This is a genomic window from Actinomadura luzonensis, from assembly GCF_022664455.2.
GTDB classification, from domain to species: Bacteria; Actinomycetota; Actinomycetes; order Streptosporangiales; family Streptosporangiaceae; genus Nonomuraea; species Nonomuraea luzonensis.
The window spans coordinates 613716-630757 of record NZ_JAKRKC020000002.1; the positions used below are offsets into that span (position 1 = coordinate 613716).

A 17042-nucleotide genomic window follows, 5' to 3' on the forward strand; every position below is an offset into this window, starting at 1 on the left:
CTTGTTAACTTTTCGTTACAAACGCGCTCAGAGCAGGGTTGACGGCGAAAACGGGATCTCCTAGCGTCCAGGGCATCGGTCAGGTAACCGGTTACCTGCGAGACCCGCCGACAGGAGGCCCGCATGACCGCGCCCAACCGTGTCACCATCAGGGACGTGGCCAGGCGGGCCGGCGTCTCGGTGGCCACGGTGTCCCGCGTGCTGGGCGGCGAGTACCCGGTGCTCGCGGCCACCCGAAACAAGGTCGTCCGGGCGGTGCGCGAGCTGGACTACGTCCCCAACGCCCACGCCCGCGCCCTGTCGGCGGCCCGGCCCGGCGCCGTCGCCATCGTCGTCAACAGCGTCGCCGTGCCGTACTACGCGCTCATCGCGCAGGGCGTCGAGGAGCAGGCCGCCCAGGAGGGACGGCTGTCGCTCATCTGCACCACCGGCGGCGACACCGGCCGCGAGCTGTCCGTCGTGCAGCTCATGCGCGAGCAGCGCGCCGAGGCCGTCATCCTGGTCGGCAGCGTGGTCGTGGACGAGGAGTACCGCAAGCGCATGACCGAGTACGCCCACGCGCTCGCCGCCGCCGGCTCCCGCCTGGTGCTGTGCGGGCGGCCGCCGCTGGGCGACGGGGTGCCGGCGCTCGTCGTCAACTTCGACAACACCGGCGGCGCGCACGCGGTGACCGCCCACCTGCTGTCGGCCGGCCACCGCCGGATCCTCTACCTGGGGCTGCGGCCCGGCCACTCCACCTCCGACAGCCGCGTCGCCGGCTACCGGGCGGCGCTCGCCGAGTACGGCGTGCCCGCCGACCCCGGGCTGGAGGTGCCGGCCGAGTTCGACCGCGAGTCCGGGTACGCCGCCATGCGCCGCCTGCTGGCCGCCGGGCCGCCCCGCTTCACCGCCGTCTTCGCCGGCAACGACGTGGTCGCCGCGGGCGCCATCCAGGCGCTGCGCGAGCACGGGCTGCGGGTGCCCGAGGACGTCTCCATCGTCGGCTACGACGACGTGCCCCCGGCGCAGGACCTCGGGCTGACCACGGTGCACCTGCCGCACGACGAGCTGGGACGCGCCGCGGTCCGCCTGGCCCTCGGCCGCCGCACCCCCGGCTCGCCCCTTCCCTCCCCCCTTCCCGCGCCTCTTCTCGCGCCCCGGCCCGGCGCGGCGGGGCCGCCTGAGGCGGGCGGGCCGGACGGCGACGGTCCGGCGCGGGTCCTGACGCTCGGGACGCACATCGTCGTGCGCAGCTCCGTCCGGCGGCTCGGCCCCCGGTGACCCCGCCCGCGCTGCCCGCCCGTCCCGCCGGCGCGGCGGGGCGGCTCGGCCGGCTGGCGCGGGAGATCCGCGAGGAGGCCGAACGGGCCCGGGGGACGCCCGCGCCCGCGCTGACCGCCGCCCTGTGGCGGCGCTTCGCCGACACCGGCGACCGGCTCGCCTACGAGTCCGTCTACTTCGAACGCCGCCGCCGCCTGTCCGCCCTCCTCCTGGCCGCCCACCTGACCGACGCCCCCGACGACCGGCCCGACGACCGCCCCGACGACCGCCCCGACGACCGGCCCGACGGCCGCCGCGACGGCCGGTGGGATCCCGCGCTCGATGATCTCCTCTGGTCGGTCTGCGAGGAGCGCACCTGGGCGCTCCCCGCCCACGCCCCGCCCCCCGGCGCACCCGCCGGCCGGCACGTGGTGGACCTGTTCGCCGCCGAGACCGCGCACACCCTGGCCGAGGCGACCGTCCTGCCCGGCGTCCGGCTCGGCCCGCGCGTGCGCGCCCGCGTCCGGGCCGAGGTGGACCGGCGGGTGCTCGCGCCCTTCCAGGCCCGCCGCATGTGGTGGGAGACCTGCGCGCACAACTGGGCCGCCGTCTGCGCGGGCGCGGCCGGGATGGCCGCCCTGGCCCTCGGCTCGGCCCGCCTCCCCGCGCTCCTGCCCCGCGTGGAGGCGGCCCTCGCCGCGTTCCGCTCCGGCGCCGGCCGGGACGGCGCCTGCCTGGAGGGTCCCGACTACTGGGCCTACGGTTTCGGGTACTTCGTCTACTTCGCCGAGGCGCTGCGCGCGCACACCGGCCGCGACCTCCTCGACGACCCGCACGTGCGCGCCATGGCCGGCTATCCGGCCGCGATCGACCTCGGCGGCGGGCACCGCCCCGCCTTCGCCGACTCGGCCGGGCGCGGCGCGTACCCGGCCGGGCTGCTGGACCGCCTGGCCGAGCGGCTGGACGTGCCCGTGCCCGAGCAGCCGGCCGAGCCGTCCTTCCATGACGACCCCTGCTACCGCTGGGCGCACCTGAGCCGCACCCTGTGGTGGAGCACCGGCGCCGCCCGCCGCCCGCCCGCGCCGCAGGCGTTCCTCCCGGACGCCGGGATCGTCGCCGCCCGCGCCCCCGGCAGCGCCTTCGCCGCCAAGGGCGGCCACAACGACGAGCCGCACAACCACCTCGACCTCGGCCACTTCGTCCTGCGCGCGGGCGGCGCGACCGTGCTGGACGACCTGGGCGCGCCCGAGTACACCCGCGGCTACTTCGGCCCGCACCGCTACCGCACCCCGCAGGCGTCCGCCGCCTGGCACTCCGTCCCCCTCATCGACGGCACGCCGCAGCTCCCGGGGCGCGAGCGCGCGGCGAGGGTCGCGGCGCACGTCCCCGGCGAGCCGCTGCTGTTCGCCCTCGACCTCACCGCCGCCTACGGCACGCCGCGCCTGGCCCGGTTCGTCCGCACCTTCACCTGGCGTCCCGGCCGGCTCGACGTCGCCGACGACTTCGCCTTCCACGGCGGTGAGTGCCGGGTGGAGGAGGTGTTCGTCTCGCGCGCGCGTCCCGCGGTCCGGGACGGCGTCGTCCGGTGGGGGCCGGTGGTGCTCGACGTGCCGGAGCCGTGGCGGGCGCGGGCGGAGGAGCTGCGGGTCCGCGGCCACGACGGCGCCCGGGAGACGGTCCACCGGGTACGCCTGACCGCCGCCGTCCCGTCCGGTCCGCACCGTTTCGTCTTCCGCGTCACCTAGGAGGGGAGCTCCAGGACGTCCTCGGTGCCGTCGGACCAGGTCACACACCGCCCCACGACCACGGGGGCGCGCCCGGGGGCGCCCCCGGCCAGCAGGATCGTGGCCGTGTACCACCTGCCGGGCTCGGCGGCGGCCGCCGTCCCGCACCACGGGATCGCCGTGTGGCCGGACAGCGGGGTGGCGTCCCGCGCGACGGCCGTGTCCGCCAGGTCGAGCCCCGGGCCGGGGACGACGGCGGAGGTCCGGCCCGGCGGCGCCGGCCAGCCCCCCACCCGCAGCGGGAACGCGCACTCCGGGTCCACCCGGACCAGCCGCACCTCCCAGGCGCCGCGCAGGGCCGACACGACCGTGATCGACGGCCCGAGCGTGACGTCGCCGCCGCGCCCGTAGCCGTGGTCGGGGACGTCCGGGTCCGGGCGCACCCAGTGGGCCCGCCACCGGGACGCGCCCACGGCGGTGCCGCTCGGCAGGCGCGCGGCGAACAGCGTGCCGAACCCGGTGCGGTGGCTGGGCCGGCCGTCGCCGTCGAGGAGCGTGACCGACTGGTCCAGGGGGTCGGCGGCGTGCGGCCCGGCCAGGACGGGCGAGGTCGCGGTGGAGTAGCCGAGGCGGGCGTACAGCGGCGAGTCGGCGCGGTGGTCCCCGGGCGTGGCGTGGTCGGTGCCGTGGTTGACGACGCGGACCACGCCGTCGTCCCGGGTGCCGGACACCAGCCAGCCGGGCGCCCGGACCACCCGCCGGAAGTCGCCGCGCTCCACCGGCAGCGGCTCCTCCACGGCCGTCCACACCGGGTGATCGGCGGGCAGCGTCAGCCCGTACAGGCCCTTGGCCGCCCAGTAGGGGGAGCCGGGGCCGGAGTACGACTGGGCGATCGGCCGCCATGGCCCGTGCCAGCCGAGCGTGAGCAGGCCGTCGTCGCCCGGCGCGCCGTGCCGGACGAAGTGGCGGGCGATGCCGGAGGCGGCCCGGCGCAGCAGCCCGGGCGCGGGCGCCGCCAGCCCGGCCCGCGCGCCCGTCCAGAAGGGCGCGGCCGCCGCGAACCGGTAGGTGAGGCTGCGCCCCTGGAGCAGCGGCGAGCCGTCCGCGCCGACCAGGTGGACGGCGTCCTCTAGGTAGCGCCGCAGCCGCCCCAGGTAGCCGGCGACGCGGCCGTCGGCGGCCGGGTCGCCGGCGGCCATCTCGGCCCACAGCAGCGGGTAGAAGTGCAGCGCCCAGCCGGCGTAGTGGTCGTAGGCGCGCCGGTCGCCGTCGGAGTACCAGCCGTCCTCGCGGGCGAAGCCGTCGGTGAGCGCGAGCCCGGCCTCGAGGTCCGCGCGGGAGTGCGGGCCGCCGACGGAGGCGAGGAACTGCTCCACGACGATCTGGAACCAGACCCAGTTGATCGGCGGGTACGCGGCCCCGACCGCCGGTGCCAGGTACTCCACCACCCGCTCGCGCACCCGGTCGTCGAGCCGGTCCCACAGCCACGGCCTGGTCAGGTGCAGCACCAGCGCGATGGACGCCGCCTCCACCTTGGCCTGGTCGTGCTCGTCCAGCCGCACCCAGCGGTCGGGGGAGGCGGGGTCGGTGCCCGCCGCCAGGCCGCGCGCGTACCACTCCAGGTGGCCGTGCGGGTCGCGGCCGCCCTCGCCCGCCACCCGGAACCCGGCCGCGAGGAACGTCCGGGCGAAGCCCTCCAGCCCGTCCACGTCCGGCCCGTAGCCGCCCGGCTCGCCGGGGAAGGAGAAACGCGCGTGGGACGGGGAGGCGTGCCGGCGGGCCGACAGCAGCAGGTGGTCGGCCAGCGCCGCCCAGTGGTCCCTGGTCCAGCCGGTGTGGGGGGACAGCCGCCGGTCGTCCAGCTCCCGCAGCCAGCGCATGGGGGCCTCCCGCCGATCGTGGACCCCGGCGATGCTGGCACCACCGCGTCCCGCCCGTCAAGCGCCCGCCGGCGGCGCTCGCGGCTCACCCGCGTCGCCTTCCCGGCTCACCCGCGTCGCCCTCCCGGCTCACCCGTGCCGGGACCGGATCCCTGACACCAGCTCCCTGACCCGGGCCAGCGCCGGCCCCGGGTCGCGGGCCGACAGCACGCTGTGCGTGGCCCCGGCCGCGTGGCGCAGCGTGCCGGCCAGGTCGGCGACGAGACCGCCCCGGCGTTCCGCGGCGGCCCGCCGCAGGTCGCCCTCCAGCCAGTGGTAGCGCACCCCCGGCCGGGCCCGCGCGGGCGGCACGTCCTGGCCGGTGGCCAGGGCCGCCCAGGCGGCCGGCAGGTTCGCGCCGGCCGCGGTGGCGAGCGCCATCGAGCCGTAGAAGCGGCCGTTCAGGTCGATGAGCCGGGGCGCGCCGTCCTCCGGCACTACGAACTGCAGTTGCGCCAGCCCGAACCAGCCGAGGGCGGCGAGCAGCCGGACGGCCGGGCCGGCGATCCTCGGGTCCACCCGCACGGTCTCGGCGCGGCAGCTCGCGCCGGCCTCGGGCGGCCAGATCCGCGAGGCGACCTGCATGCAGTCGGCCACGACCCGCGCCTCGCGGGTGACCACGGCGCAGTAGGCCATCAGGCGGCCCGCGTGGAACTCCTCGACGCGGGGCTCGCCGCCGAGCCCGCGCACCTCGTCCACCCGGCGGCGGGCGGCCGCGCCGTCGTGCACGACCAGGGTGTCGATCCGCGGCGGGGCGCCCGGCCGGTCCGGCTGCGCGTGCAGCCGGGCCTTCACCACGAGCGGCCGGTGCTCGCCGGCGACCGCGTCCGGGTCGAGGGCGCGGGCCGTCGCCAGGCCGATCGACCTGGCGGCGTCGCACAGCGACTGCTTGTCGATCGCGCGCACCACGCTGGGGTGGGCCGCGTGGGGGACGACCGCCTCCACCGTGTCCCGCGCCTTGGACAGCGCCAGGACCTCGGCCTCGCCGGCGCCGAACACGATGTCGTAGCCCCGGTCGCGGACCGCGTCCCGCACGGCGGCGAGGAAGGCGTCGCGGTCCTCGTGCGCCGCCGGCACCCGATGCCTCCAGCGGCGCAGGCGCGACGACGACGCCGGCCCCGAGGCCGCCGGCGCGCCCACGCCGACCTGCCAGCCCGCGCCGGCCAGCGCCCGCACCGCCGCGAGCGCCCCCCGGCTGAAGCCCGTCTCCACGATCAGCGCGCGCAACGCCACCCCGCGTCCCCCCGTCACGGCCGCCCCCACGGCGTCATCCCGTGCCCCCCAGGTACCCGGCGGGGACGGCGGCATGCGCGGGCCGTCCTGCGCCGGCGAGGGCGTCGGCCACGTCTGGGGAGGGCCCACCCGTCGTGTTCCCGCATGCCGGTCAGGCGCTGTTCGACCTTCTCGGCGATGAGTTCCGGCGCCGGCGCGAGTCTGTACAGGCGACCACCCCCCACCGTGAAGGAGACGACGATGACCGACGACAAGGCGCTGCGGGCCCTGGACCGGCTGGTCGGCACGTGGAGGATCAGCGGCGGGCACGGCGGCACCGTCACCTACCGCTGGCTGAACGACTTCTTCCTGCAGCAGGACGTGCACCTGGGCGACGCGAACGGCATCGAGATCATCGGCCGCGAGCGCACCCTGATGGCCGAGCCCAGCGCCGACATCAAGTCCCGCTACTACGGCGATGACGGCAGCACCCTGGACTACACCTACGAGCTCGACGGCGACATGCTCACCATCTGGGCCGGCGAGCGCGGCTCACCCGCCTACTACCAGGGCGTCTTCAGCCCGGACGGGCGGCGGCTCACCGGCGCGTGGGTCTACCCGGACGGCGGCGGCTACGACTCCGTCGCCGAACGCGTCGACCCCTGACCGCCCCTGCCCCCGCCCCTCCGGTCCGGTCAGGCGACCAGGCGCAGCCAGGCGGCCGCGAGCGCCGCGTGCCCGGCCGGCGTCGGGTGCACGCCGTCCGCCGCCCAGTACTCCGGCCCGGTCGTCGCGGCGAGCGCGGCGAACATGCCGTCGGCGGCGAGCAGCCGCGCGCCGTACGCGCCCGCCAGCTCACGCACGACCTGGATCTTCGGGTCCAGGTCGGCGCGCCACTCCCTGCGGACGTCCTCGCCGAGGTGCACGTCCCCCACCTCGACCAGGCCGCGGATCGGCAGCAGGAACGGCTCCACGAGGATCAGCTCGACGCCGGCCGCGGCCAGGGGCGCGAGCAGCCGGTCGTAACCGGCCGCGAACTCCTCGGCGGGGATCACGTGACCGTCCGGGTCGTAGGAGTGCCAGGCCACGTCGTTGCCGCCGACGAGGATCGACACCACGTCCGGACGGGCGTCGAGCACGTCGGCCTGCCACCGCGCTTCGAGATCCCTCACCTTGTCGCCGGCGACGCCGGTGTTGAGCCAGGTCACGGGCCGGTCCGGGTGCCGGAGGCCCCACTCGCCCGCGACGCGCAGCGGGTAGCCGGAGCCGAGGCCGTCCTCGCTCCCGCGCCGCCCGCAGTCGGTGACCGAGTCGCCGGTGAACATCACGGTGCTGCCGGGCCGGAGGGTGATCGTCATTGTGTGTGCTCCTTCGAAAGGGTTGGATGAGGTGTCGTGGATCAGGCGGCCGGACGGCCGAACCAGCGGCCGGCGGCCCGCTCGAACGCCGCGCGGTCCGGCTCCCGCTCGCCGGCCCAGGCGACCACGCCGTCCGGCCGTACGAGCAGGGCGCCGAGGCCGGCCCCGAGCCCGTCCCGCGCCGGGCCGGCCGCGTAGCGCAGCCGATCCGACCAGCGCGCCGCCGGGTCGCGCAGCCGCCGGCCGGGGCTGAGGTCGAGGACGACGCCCCGCCCGTCCCGCAGCAGGTCGGCGAGCCGGACGCCGTCCCCGGGAGCGAGGTCCGGGACGTCCCGGCCGGTCAGCGGATGGCCGCCGCCGAGGTCGAGGCGCAGCGACGCGCCCGACAGCCTGCCGAACACGTACGTCGCCCCGTCGCGGGTCGCGAGCAGGTCGCGCAGCACCGCCTGGATCGCCTGGGCGTGCGGGTCCGGCCGCATGACCGCCGCCTGGGCCCGCGTCCAGTCGAGCACCTGCGCGGCGACCGGGCGGCGCTCGTCCGCGTAGGTGTCGAGCAGCCCGTCGGGAGCGTGCCCGCGCACGGTCGCGGCGAGCTTCCAGCCCAGGTTGACGGCGTCGCCGATGCCGAGGTTCAGTCCCTGCGCGCCGAGAGGGGAGTGGACGTGCGCGGCGTCGCCCGCCAGCAGCACGCGGCCCTGCCGGTACGTCGTCGCCTGCATCGCCCGGTCGGTGAAGGTGGAGACGTGGTGGACGTCGTCCAAGGTCACGTCGGTGCCGGACACCCGGCGCAGCACCGCCTGGAGATGGTCGCGGTCCGGCCGGCGCGAGCGGTCGTACGCGCCGCCGTCGAACTCCAGCATCCCGACGTACCCCGGCGCGGGCGTCCGCAGGTACATGCCCGCCGGCGTCAGCGTGAACCCGGGCCGCAGCTTGCCGGGGTCGGCGATCGCGGCGAGCATCACGTAACCGGTGAACAGCGGCTCGGTGCCGGCGAAGCCGAAGCCCGCGAGCCTCCGCACCGTGCTGCGCCCGCCGTCGCAGCCGACGAGCCAGCGCGCCCGGTGCTCCTGCCCGCCCGCCCGCGCGACCACCGTGTCCCCGTCCTGCGCGACGGCCTCGACCGGGACGCCCCGCCTGACCTCCACGCCCAGCTCGGCCGCCCGCTCCGACAACACCCTCTCGACCGCTTCGAGGTCGGTCATGACGCCCTCCGCCGCCGGTCCGGCCGGCTGGTACGGCAGCGCGGCGAGGTCGATCAGCGCCGGGTCGAGCATCATGCCCGCGAAGTGGCCCCCACCGCGCCGCGGCCCGTCCGCCGCGGGACCGGCCTCCACCCCCGACGCCTCCAGCAGCGGACGCGACAAGCCGCGCCGCCGGAACGCCGCGACCGACGCGGCGGACAGCCCCCGCATGCCGAGCGGCCGCGCCTTCCACGGGGAGCGCGGCTCCGGCTCCCGTTCCAGCACCACGACGGCACAGCCCGCCAGGCCCAGCTCGCAGGCGAGGAACAGGCCGACCGGGCCGGCACCCACGATCACCACGTCATGCACCGGACACACTCCTTTCCGAAGGTCGCCGCCCTGTCCACCAGACCGGCAGGCCCACCCTCCGACCGGCCGCTCACACGGGGCGCACACGGCGCTCACACGATGTGGGACGGTGTGAGAGCACACGCGAAGAGGGGGGAGACGTGGACGTGGACGGAGGCGTGCGGCTGCGCGTCACGCTGCTCGGCGCCTTCCGGCTGTCGCGCGGCGGCGTCGTCCTGCCCGTCCCGGGGGCGCGGCTGCGGAGCCTGCTCGTCCGGCTGGCGCTCGCCGGCGGGCGCGCCGTGGAGCAGGGGGTCCTGGCCGACGCGATCTGGGCCGAGGACCCGCCGGCCGATCCCGCCCACGCCCTGCAGGCCCTCGTCTCCCGCCTGCGCCGGACCCTCGGCTCGGCGCGCGACGTCACGCAGGCCGCCGCCGGCGGCGGCTACCGGCTGGAGATCGACCCGGCCGCCGTGGACGCGCTGCGCTTCGAACAGCTCGCCGCCGCCGGCCGGGACCGGCTGCGCGCCGGCGACCCGGCGGCCGCGGCGGCCGTGCTCGGCGAGGCCGTGACGCTGTGGCGGGAGCCTCCCGGCAGTGAGCCCGCCGCCGTCGCGGCGGTGGCGCCCGCCGTCGCGACCCGGCTGGCCCACCTCTCGGCCGAGGCCGTCGCCGACCTCGCCGACGCCGAGGTGGCGCTGGGCCGTGCCGGCGAGGCCGCCGCCCGCCTGACCGCCCTGCTCGCCGAGCACCCTCTCCACGAACGTGCGGCCGCGCTGCTCATGGACGCGCTCGCCGCCCAGGGCCGCCAGGCCGAAGCCCTCGCCCTGTACGAACGCGTCCGCGAGACCCTGGCCGACGCCCTCGGCGCCGACCCGGGCACCGCCCTGCACGATCGCCACCTACGCCTGCTCCGCGCCACGCCCCCGGCCCCGGCCCCGGACGCCGTGAGACCGAGTGACCGGCCCCCGGCCGCGTCCGCCTGGGGAGGCGAGCTGCCGGTGCCGGTGACCGGGCTCGTCGGGCGTGCGGACGAGCTGGCCCGCATCGGCGCGCTGCTCGCCGCCGGACGGCTGGTCACCGTGCTCGGCCCCGGAGGCGCAGGCAAGACGCGGCTCGCCGTCGAGGCGGCCCGCCGTCACCGCCACGACTACCGTGACGGCGCCTGGATGATCGACCTCGCCGTGGTCACCGAGCCCGCCAAGGTCGCCGCCGCCGTACTCGCCGGGGCCGGGCCGCGCGGCGGCGCGGTGTTCGAGGCGCGGCTGCGCGTCGAGGGCGACGAGCTGGACGTCCTCGCCGACCGGCTCGGCGGCCGGGAGAGCCTGCTGCTGATCGACAACTGCGAGCACCTGATCGACGCGGTGGCCCGCCTGGTGGCGGCGCTGCTGTCCCGGTGCGCCGGGCTGCGGGTGCTGGCCACCAGCCGCGAACCTCTCGCCATCGGCGGCGAGGCGCTGGTGCCGCTCGGCCCGCTCCCGCTGCCCGCACCGGACGACGACGCCGAGCGGGCCCGCCGGGCGGACGCGGTGCGCCTGTTCGCCGAGCGGGCGCAGGCCGTGCGGCCGGGGTTCGACGTCGACGACACGACGCTGCCCGAGGTGTCGCGGGTCGTGCGCGAGCTGGACGGCATGCCGCTGGCGCTGGAGCTGGCCGCGGCCCGGCTGCGGACGATGTCGCTGCCCGAGGTGGCCGACGGGCTGTCCGACCGGTTCCGGCTGCTCACCAACGGCAGCCGCGGCGCGCTGCCCCGGCACCGTACGCTGCGCGCGGTCATCGACTGGAGCTGGGAGCTGCTGACCGAGCCCGAGCGCACGGTCGCCGAACGCGTCTCGGTGCTGCCCGGCGGCGTCACGGCGGACTCGGCCGCCGCCGTCTGCGCCGGCACCGCCGTGCCGCCGGCCGACCTGCCCGGCCTGCTCGCCGCCCTGGTCGACCGGTCGTTGCTGCGGCTCGCGCCGGAGCCGGGCCGCTACCGCATGCTGGAGACGCTGCGCGCGTACGGCGTCGACCGGCTGGCGGCGGCGGGCCGGCTCGGCACGGTGCGCGACCTGGCCGCCGGGCACTTCGCCGAGCTGACGGCCCGGTGCGACGCGCGGCTGCGCGGGCCCGAGCAGGCGGCGGCCCTCCGCGTCATCGGCGCCGAGTACGACAACACCCTGGCCGCCCTGCGCCGGCGGTGCGACACCGGCGACGCCTCCGGGGCGGTCGCCCTCGCGCTCAGCCTGAGCTGGTACTGGCAGATGTTCGGCCGGCACCGCGACGCGGCGTACTGGCTGGGCGAGGCGCTGGCGGTGCCCGGCCGCGAGCCGGATCACGCCGCTGATCGCGGCTCCGACCTCGCCCACGCGATTCACCTGATCAACCGCGTCCTCGCCGGGCCGGGAACGGCGGAGGAGGCCGCGGCCGACCGGGCGCGTCTTCGCGAGCTGGCCGACCGGCTGCTCGCCGCCCCCGAGCCGCCCGCCCGGCACGGCGCGCTCGCCGCGCTTCCGCTCGCGTTCCTGCAGGAGGAGGACGACAAGAGCAGGCCGGCACTCATCGACCGGCTGGCCGGCGGCGGCGACGTGTGGCTGTCCGGGGCGGCGCGGCTGTTCCGGGCGCAGCTCGCCGAGAACGCGGGCGAGCTCGGCGACGTCCGCGCCGACGTGGACGCCGCCCTGGCCTGCTTCCGGCGGACCGGCGACCGCTGGGGCCAGGCCGCCGCGCTGCCGATGCGCGCCCAGCTCCGGCAGTACGACGGCGACCTCGACGGCGCGTCGGCCGACCTGCGCGAGGCCAGGACGCTGGCCGCCGGCTTCGGCCCGCTCGGCCCGGCCGACGAGGTGTTCGGCGACCTGCGCTGGGTCGATCTGCACCTGCGGCGCGGCGACGACGTGCGGGCGGGCGCGATCCTGGACGCGGCGCGGGCGCGGCCCGCGAACCCGCCCGAGCTGGCGGTGCTCGTCGACGCCTGGGAGGCCGCCTTCCGGGTCCGGCTCGGCGAGCTGGACCGGGCGCGGGAGCTGCTGGAGGCCGCCGAACGGGACCTGCCCGGCGACCCGGCCGCCGGCGAGGCGTTCCCCGGCGACCACGCGCGGGCGCTGGTCGGCGGCGTACGGGCGTGGCTCTGCCTGGAGCTGGGCGACCCGGCGGGCGCGGAGCGGGCGCTGGCGAGGGCGTACGCGGCGGCGCGGAGGACGCGGGACCTGCCGATCCTGTCGCAGGTGGCGGTGCACGTGGCCGCGCTCGCCGGCTCGTACGGGCGGCAGCGCGACGCGGCGGTCCTGCTCGGCGTCGCCGCCCGGCTGCGCGGCGCGCACGACCGTAGCGACCGGCAGGTCCGTGAGCTGACCCGCCGAAGCCGGGCCGCGCTGGGCGCCGACGCCTTCGGCGCGGCGTACCGGGAGGGCTGGACGCTGGACGCGCGCACGGCCGCCACCGAGGCCGACCCGGCCCGCCTGCACCGCGACCCGGCCGGGCCGCACCGCGACGCCGCCGGGCCGCGCCCCGATCCGGCTGGGTGGCACCAGGAGGCGGCCGGCTCGGGCACGGCCCCTGATGAGCCGGGGGCGGTCAGTCGCGGGTGAGGCCCGGCGGGAGGGCGTCCTCGTCGGGGCCGACCGGGCGGGCGGCGACGAGCGGGTCACGGCGCAGCGCTTCGATCAGCCCGGCGCCGCCGCCGACGCACGTCCAGGTGTCGTCCCACAGGGCCGAGACCAGCCAGGAGCGGTCGGCGGGGAAGAACAGGTCGGGCAGCGAGCCCTCGCCCCGGATGGTTCCGGCCCGCCAGGTGAGGGCCTGCTCGGGCCCGGCCTCGACCAGGACGTAGGGCCAGTCCCAGTAGAGGAGCCGCCGCGGCGCGCGGGGGAAGACGACGTCGTGGGCGCCGGTGTCGAGGTAGCCCAGCCACCACGGCTGGTCAGGGGTGCGGGCGGCGAGCCGGGCGACCACGGCGCGCTCGTGGTCCTCGACCTCGACGCCGCGAGGCGGGTGGAAGGTGGCGTAGGCGTCGAACAGCGGGGGGATCGCCGTGGTGACCGTCAGGCCGGGCTCGGTGCGCCAGGCGAGCCAGTCGACGTCGGCGGGCGTGGCGATCCGCCAGCTCCGCCCGTCCTTGGTGACGGTCACGGCGTCCATCGGGGCGGGCTCCTCCTCGCACGACGGCACCGTTGCGACGTACCCGCCGGGCCGCGGGGCCACGCTCAGCGGGTCGACTCGCGGACGACGAGCTCGAACGGCGCCACGTACGCGCCGGTCGGCCGGTGCGGAGCCCGGATGCGCTCGACCAGCAGCTCGACCGCCTTCTCCGCCATCCAGCGGTGGTCCGGCGCCACGGACGACAGCGAGGGCACCAGGAACCGCGACTGCGGAACGTCGTCGAAACCGACGAGCCGCACGTCGCCCGGCACCCGCAGCCCGCGGTCGGCCAGGCCGCGCAGCACCCCGGTGGCGACGGTGTCGGTCACCGCGACCAGCCCGTCCACCTCGTGACCGGCGTCCGCCAGGCGGTGCGCGGCGGCGCGGCCGGCCTCCATGGTCATGTCGTTGAGGGGGAGGAGCAGGGGCGGATCGGCGGCCAGGCCGCGCTCGGCGAGCGCGGCGAGGTAGCCGTGGTAGCGGCGGGTGATGACGTTCACGCCGTCGCGCGGGGCGCCGGTGACGATGCCGATGCGGCGGCACCCCTGGTCGGCCAGGTGGAGGGTGGCGGCTCTGACGCCGTCCTCGTTGGGCATCGCGACGTGGTCGAAGCGGCCGCCGAAGTCCTGCTCGCCGAGCATGACGATGGGGTGGCCGGCGTCGGTCAGCCGCTCGTCCAGGCCGTCCAGGGCGACGGCGCTGAGGATCAGGCCGTCGAACTGCAGGAGGCGGGAGTGGGCGAGCGCGCCGGCCTCGCCGGCCGCCACCGCGCCGGTGCGCTCCAGCGTGACGTGGTAGCCGCGCCGCCGTGCCGCCCCGATGACCAGCTCGGCGAGATGGCTGAAGTAGGGCAGGTCGATCTCGGGGACGGCCAGCCCGATGACGCCGGTCCGCCCGGACCTGAGGGTGCGGGCGGAGAGGTTGACGCGGTAGCCGGACCGCTCGATGGCGTCCAGCACCCGCTGCCGGACCAGGTCGCTGACGCCGTCGCGGTTGTTGACCACGTTGGAGACGGTCATCTTCGACACCCCGGCCAGCCGGGCGACGTCTCCCATGGTCACCATGCCGCGCCCCGTGTCCCGCCGCCGAAGGTGCCGCCCTGGTCGGGGCGGCCGTCGCGCCGAGTTTAGCGCGCGGGCGGGCACCGGCCCGCCCGCGATGAGTCCGGCCGGCCGGCGAGGTCTGTACGGACGAACCGTCGCACACACCTGGAGGACGCATGGCCCGGGACCTCTTCGCCGGCATCCCCGTCACCGACTACGCCGCCGCCCTGCCGTGGTACGAACGGCTCTTCGGCGGGCCGCCGTCGTTCCTGCCGAACGACGTTGAGGCGGTGTGGGAGCTGGCCGACAACCGCTACGCCTACATCGTGCAGGACCCGCGGCGGGCGGGGAACGCCCTGATGCTGTCGTTCGTGGACGACCTGGACGGGCGGGTCGCCGCGATCAGCGGGCGGGGCATCGAGCCCGCGCGGCGCGAGACGTACGAGGGCGGCGTCACCAAGGTGACCTACCGGGACGCGGAGGGCAACGAGATCAGCTTCGGCGGCATGCTCGGCCCCTGACCAGGGTGGGTGGCCGGCCCGCGTACGGCCGCGCGCTCCGGCCCTCACGGTCACCTACCGCCACCTGGGCGACGACCTCGCCCCCGTCCGCGGGCCGCGCTCAGCCGGAGGCGAGCCGGTAGTGGGAGACCACGACCTGGCCGTCCAGCACCCGTGACTCGACGAGCCGCAGGTGCCGGCGCTGCTCCGGCGCGCCGAACAGCCGCCGGCCGCCGCCCAGCACCACCGGGTGCACCGCGATGTGGTACTCGTCGATGAGGCCCAGCTCGGTCAGCGCGGCCGCGAGCGTGGCGCCGCCGGTCAGCAGCAGGTCCCCGCTGTCCGGGCGGGCCTTGAGCGCGGCCACCTCCTCGGCCAGGTCGCCGGTGATGACGCGGCTGGTCCAGTCGTCGCCCGGGTACGAGCGCGAGAAGACGATCTTCGGGGTGGCGCGCCAGAACGGCGCGAACGCGGCGACGTGCGGGTCGTCCGTGATCGACTCGGCCTGCGGCCAGAAGCCCACCATCATCTCCCACACCGGCCGTCCGAACAGCAACGTGCCGACGCCCTTGTCCAGCGCCTCCGAGTACGCCGACAGCTCCGGCCCCATCACCGGCCAGTCGAACTCGCCGCCGGGCCCGTCGATGAACCCGTCCGCCGACGCGTGCACCCAGTAAACGATCTTGCCCATGTGAACCCCTCTTGTTCGTGCCGTCATCTTCCGGTCGGAGCCGGCCGCCGGATCTCGACACGCCACGGCGGCCCGGCGCGGAAACACCTTCGGGACGATGCCCGCCGCGCCCGCGCCGGGTCAACCGTGCGGCCCCCGCGACCGCCACGGAGCGGGTACGGACAGGACACGGATCCGCCGCGCGACCACCACCGGCCGCCCGGGCTCAGGACACCAGGTCCTCGGCGGCCGCGGCCGCGTGGGCGCGCGAGAGGAAGGACACGGCGTCGTCGAGGGCCTGCCCCGCCTCCTCCACCGAGCCGTACTGGTGCTGGAAGACGTGCGGCAGGCCGCCCCAGACGCGCAGCGTCACGTCCACGCCGTCCGCCGCGGCGCGGGCGGCGAGCCGGACCGCGTCGTCCAGCAGGAGCTCGTTCGAGCCGGCCTGGACGAGCAGCGGCGGCAGCCCGGTGAGGTCGGCGAGCGCCGGGCTGGCCGTCGGCGCGGACGGGTCCCGCGCGCCCAGGTAGTGCGCGCGGTACCCCTCGATGTCGGAGCGGTCGAAGATGGGGTCGAGGCCCTGCTTGGTCTCCATGCTGTCGCCGGTGAGCGTCAGGTCGGCCCAGGGGGAGAAGAGCACGGCCGCGGCCGGCATGGGCAGCCCCGCCTCGCGCGCCGCGAGCAGGGTGGCGATCGCGAGCCCGCCGCCCGCGGAGTCGCCGGCCAGGGCGATGCCGGCCGGGCGCGCGCCGCGTTCGAGCAGCTCGCGGTAGGCCGCGAGGGCGTCCTCGACGGCCGCGGGGAACGGGTGCTCGGGCGCGAGCCGGTAGTCGAGCGAGACCAGCCGCGTACGGGCGCGGCGGGTCAGCTCGCCGGCGAGGGCGGCGTGCGTGCGCGGCGACCCGACGACGTACCCGCCGCCGTGCAGGTACAGCACCACCGTGTCCCCGGCCCGGTCGCCGGCCTCGATCTCCAGGGCGGGGCGGCCGGCGAGGGCGCCCTCCCGGACGGTGACGCCGTCCGGCGCGGGGGCGTCGAACATCCGGTCGAAGCTCGCCCGCGCCTCCTCCACGGTGGCGTACGCGGTCTTCGGCGCGCTGCGCAGCAGGGCGTCCAGGTCGTGGCGTTGCCGACGGCTCATCGGTGACCTCCAGGTCCGGTCAGTTAGATTACGAGGAATGCACATCGCAACCAGATTCCAAGGAATCTAATTCCGCCCAAGGGGAGAAATTTCGTGACCGACAGCGGGCAACTGTTCGTGGACCTCGTCCGCGTCGAGACGCGCCTGTGGAACGCCGTGGACGCCCGGCTGCAGGCGGAGCACGGCCTGCGGCTGGGCCAGTACGACCTGATGACGGTGATCGCCGGCCGCCCCACCTGCCGGGTGCTCGACCTGGTGCACGAGGTCGCCATCACGGTCGGCGCGGCGAGCAAGGCGGTGGACCGGCTGGTGGCCGCGGGCTGGTGCCGCCGGGTGGCCAACCCCGCCGACGGCCGCTCGTCGTTCCTGGAGCTCACCCCCGACGGCGTCCGCACCCTGGACCGGGCCCGCGCGACCTACGCGACGGAGATCGACCGCTGGACCGCCCGGCTGGTGCCGCCCGCCGCCCTGGAGGAGACGGCCCGCACCCTGCGGACGATCCGCGCCGCCCTGGAGTCGGGCTGGTCCCCGGAGCTTCGCGCGCCCTGACGGCCGGCGGCCGGACACCCGTCTCCACCCTCGCGTCCA

At 77.1% G+C, this 17042-nt stretch carries 14 protein-coding genes; 6 read left to right on the forward strand and 8 right to left on the reverse strand.

Going from position 1 to position 17042, the window contains the following annotated elements; genetic code table 11:
• The first annotated feature begins 123 nt into the window (after positions 1-123).
• Together MF672_RS33010 and MF672_RS33015 are read left to right on the forward strand one after the other, a co-directional pair.
• Complete coding sequence (locus MF672_RS33010; protein ID WP_242378636.1) at positions 124-1260, forward strand: LacI family DNA-binding transcriptional regulator; 1137 nt, start codon at positions 124-126, stop codon at positions 1258-1260.
• On the forward strand, positions 1257-2984 hold the full coding sequence (locus tag MF672_RS33015) for a heparinase II/III domain-containing protein (RefSeq protein WP_247815530.1): 1728 nt from the start codon (positions 1257-1259) through the stop codon (positions 2982-2984). The genes MF672_RS33010 and MF672_RS33015 overlap by 4 nt, the downstream gene beginning before the upstream one ends.
• Here MF672_RS33015 and MF672_RS33020 read toward each other — a convergent pair.
• A complete protein-coding gene (locus MF672_RS33020) occupies positions 2981-4843 on the reverse strand; it encodes a DUF2264 domain-containing protein (protein ID WP_242382277.1) in 1863 nt (620 codons plus the stop codon). The genes MF672_RS33015 and MF672_RS33020 overlap by 4 nt on opposite strands.
• A 129-nt stretch (positions 4844-4972) precedes the next feature.
• Complete coding sequence (locus MF672_RS33025; RefSeq protein WP_242382276.1) at positions 4973-6133, reverse strand: carboxylate--amine ligase; 1161 nt, start codon at positions 6131-6133, stop codon at positions 4973-4975.
• 222 nt (positions 6134-6355) lie between these two features.
• Between MF672_RS33025 and MF672_RS33030 the strand changes: the two genes are divergently transcribed.
• The gene (locus MF672_RS33030) at positions 6356-6760 is read left to right on the forward strand and encodes a hypothetical protein (RefSeq protein ID WP_242382275.1); all 405 of its coding nucleotides are present in this window, start codon (positions 6356-6358) and stop codon (positions 6758-6760) included.
• 29 nt (positions 6761-6789) lie between these two features.
• Here MF672_RS33030 and MF672_RS33035 read toward each other — a convergent pair whose 3' ends face one another.
• Positions 6790-7452, reverse strand: coding sequence for an SGNH/GDSL hydrolase family protein (locus MF672_RS33035; RefSeq protein WP_242382274.1), 663 nt, complete (start codon positions 7450-7452; stop codon positions 6790-6792).
• Positions 7453-7493: 41 nt separating this feature from the next.
• Positions 7494-9002: an FAD-dependent monooxygenase gene (locus MF672_RS33040; RefSeq protein WP_302893319.1), complete on the reverse strand. Its 1509-nt coding sequence runs from the start codon at positions 9000-9002 to the stop codon at positions 7494-7496.
• 140 nt (positions 9003-9142) lie between these two features.
• On the opposite strand from MF672_RS33040, the gene MF672_RS33045 reads away from it, so the two are divergent.
• The gene (locus MF672_RS33045) at positions 9143-12550 is read left to right on the forward strand and encodes an AfsR/SARP family transcriptional regulator (protein ID WP_242382273.1); all 3408 of its coding nucleotides are present in this window, start codon (positions 9143-9145) and stop codon (positions 12548-12550) included.
• Here the strand turns inward: MF672_RS33045 and MF672_RS33050 are convergent.
• Complete coding sequence (locus tag MF672_RS33050; protein ID WP_242382272.1) at positions 12537-13100, reverse strand: hypothetical protein; 564 nt, start codon at positions 13098-13100, stop codon at positions 12537-12539. The two genes, MF672_RS33045 and MF672_RS33050, sit on opposite strands and share 14 nt — an antisense overlap.
• Before the next feature lie 65 nt (positions 13101-13165).
• Complete coding sequence (locus MF672_RS33055) at positions 13166-14164, reverse strand: LacI family DNA-binding transcriptional regulator (protein WP_242382271.1); 999 nt, start codon at positions 14162-14164, stop codon at positions 13166-13168.
• 155 nt (positions 14165-14319) lie between these two features.
• Between MF672_RS33055 and MF672_RS33060 the strand changes: the two genes are divergently transcribed.
• A complete protein-coding gene (locus MF672_RS33060) occupies positions 14320-14664 on the forward strand; it encodes a VOC family protein (protein WP_242382270.1) in 345 nt (114 codons plus the stop codon).
• A 100-nt stretch (positions 14665-14764) separates the two neighbouring features.
• Here MF672_RS33060 and MF672_RS33065 read toward each other — a convergent pair whose 3' ends face one another.
• Both MF672_RS33065 and MF672_RS33070 read right to left on the reverse strand, forming a co-directional pair.
• Entirely contained in the window at positions 14765-15334 is a 570-nt protein-coding gene (locus MF672_RS33065; RefSeq protein ID WP_242382269.1) for a dihydrofolate reductase family protein, read from the reverse strand.
• A gap of 205 nt (positions 15335-15539) precedes the next feature.
• A complete protein-coding gene (locus tag MF672_RS33070) occupies positions 15540-16454 on the reverse strand; it encodes an alpha/beta hydrolase (RefSeq protein ID WP_242382268.1) in 915 nt (304 codons plus the stop codon).
• Between the two features lie 93 nt (positions 16455-16547).
• Here MF672_RS33070 and MF672_RS33075 point away from each other — a divergent pair, with 93 nt between their 5' ends.
• Positions 16548-17003, forward strand: a complete 456-nt coding sequence (locus tag MF672_RS33075) for a MarR family winged helix-turn-helix transcriptional regulator (RefSeq protein ID WP_242382267.1) — start codon at positions 16548-16550, stop codon at positions 17001-17003.
• The last annotated feature ends 39 nt before the right edge of the window (positions 17004-17042 follow it).

What these genes read in the sequence shown, in the direction of transcription:
- MF672_RS33050 (WP_242382272.1), bottom strand. Translation starts at nt 13,100, where the DNA reads ATGGACGCCGTGACCGTCACCAAGGACGGGCGGAGCTGGCGGATCGCC.
- MF672_RS33020 (WP_242382277.1), bottom strand. Translation starts at nt 4,843, where the DNA reads ATGCGCTGGCTGCGGGAGCTGGACGACCGGCGGCTGTCCCCCCACACC.
- MF672_RS33030 (WP_242382275.1), top strand. Translation starts at nt 6,356, where the DNA reads ATGACCGACGACAAGGCGCTGCGGGCCCTGGACCGGCTGGTCGGCACG.
- MF672_RS33035 (WP_242382274.1), bottom strand. Translation starts at nt 7,452, where the DNA reads ATGACGATCACCCTCCGGCCCGGCAGCACCGTGATGTTCACCGGCGAC.
- MF672_RS33055 (WP_242382271.1), bottom strand. Translation starts at nt 14,164, where the DNA reads ATGGTGACCATGGGAGACGTCGCCCGGCTGGCCGGGGTGTCGAAGATG.
- MF672_RS33010 (WP_242378636.1), top strand. Translation starts at nt 124, where the DNA reads ATGACCGCGCCCAACCGTGTCACCATCAGGGACGTGGCCAGGCGGGCC.
- MF672_RS33060 (WP_242382270.1), top strand. Translation starts at nt 14,320, where the DNA reads ATGGCCCGGGACCTCTTCGCCGGCATCCCCGTCACCGACTACGCCGCC.
- MF672_RS33065 (WP_242382269.1), bottom strand. Translation starts at nt 15,334, where the DNA reads ATGGGCAAGATCGTTTACTGGGTGCACGCGTCGGCGGACGGGTTCATC.
- MF672_RS33070 (WP_242382268.1), bottom strand. Translation starts at nt 16,454, where the DNA reads ATGAGCCGTCGGCAACGCCACGACCTGGACGCCCTGCTGCGCAGCGCG.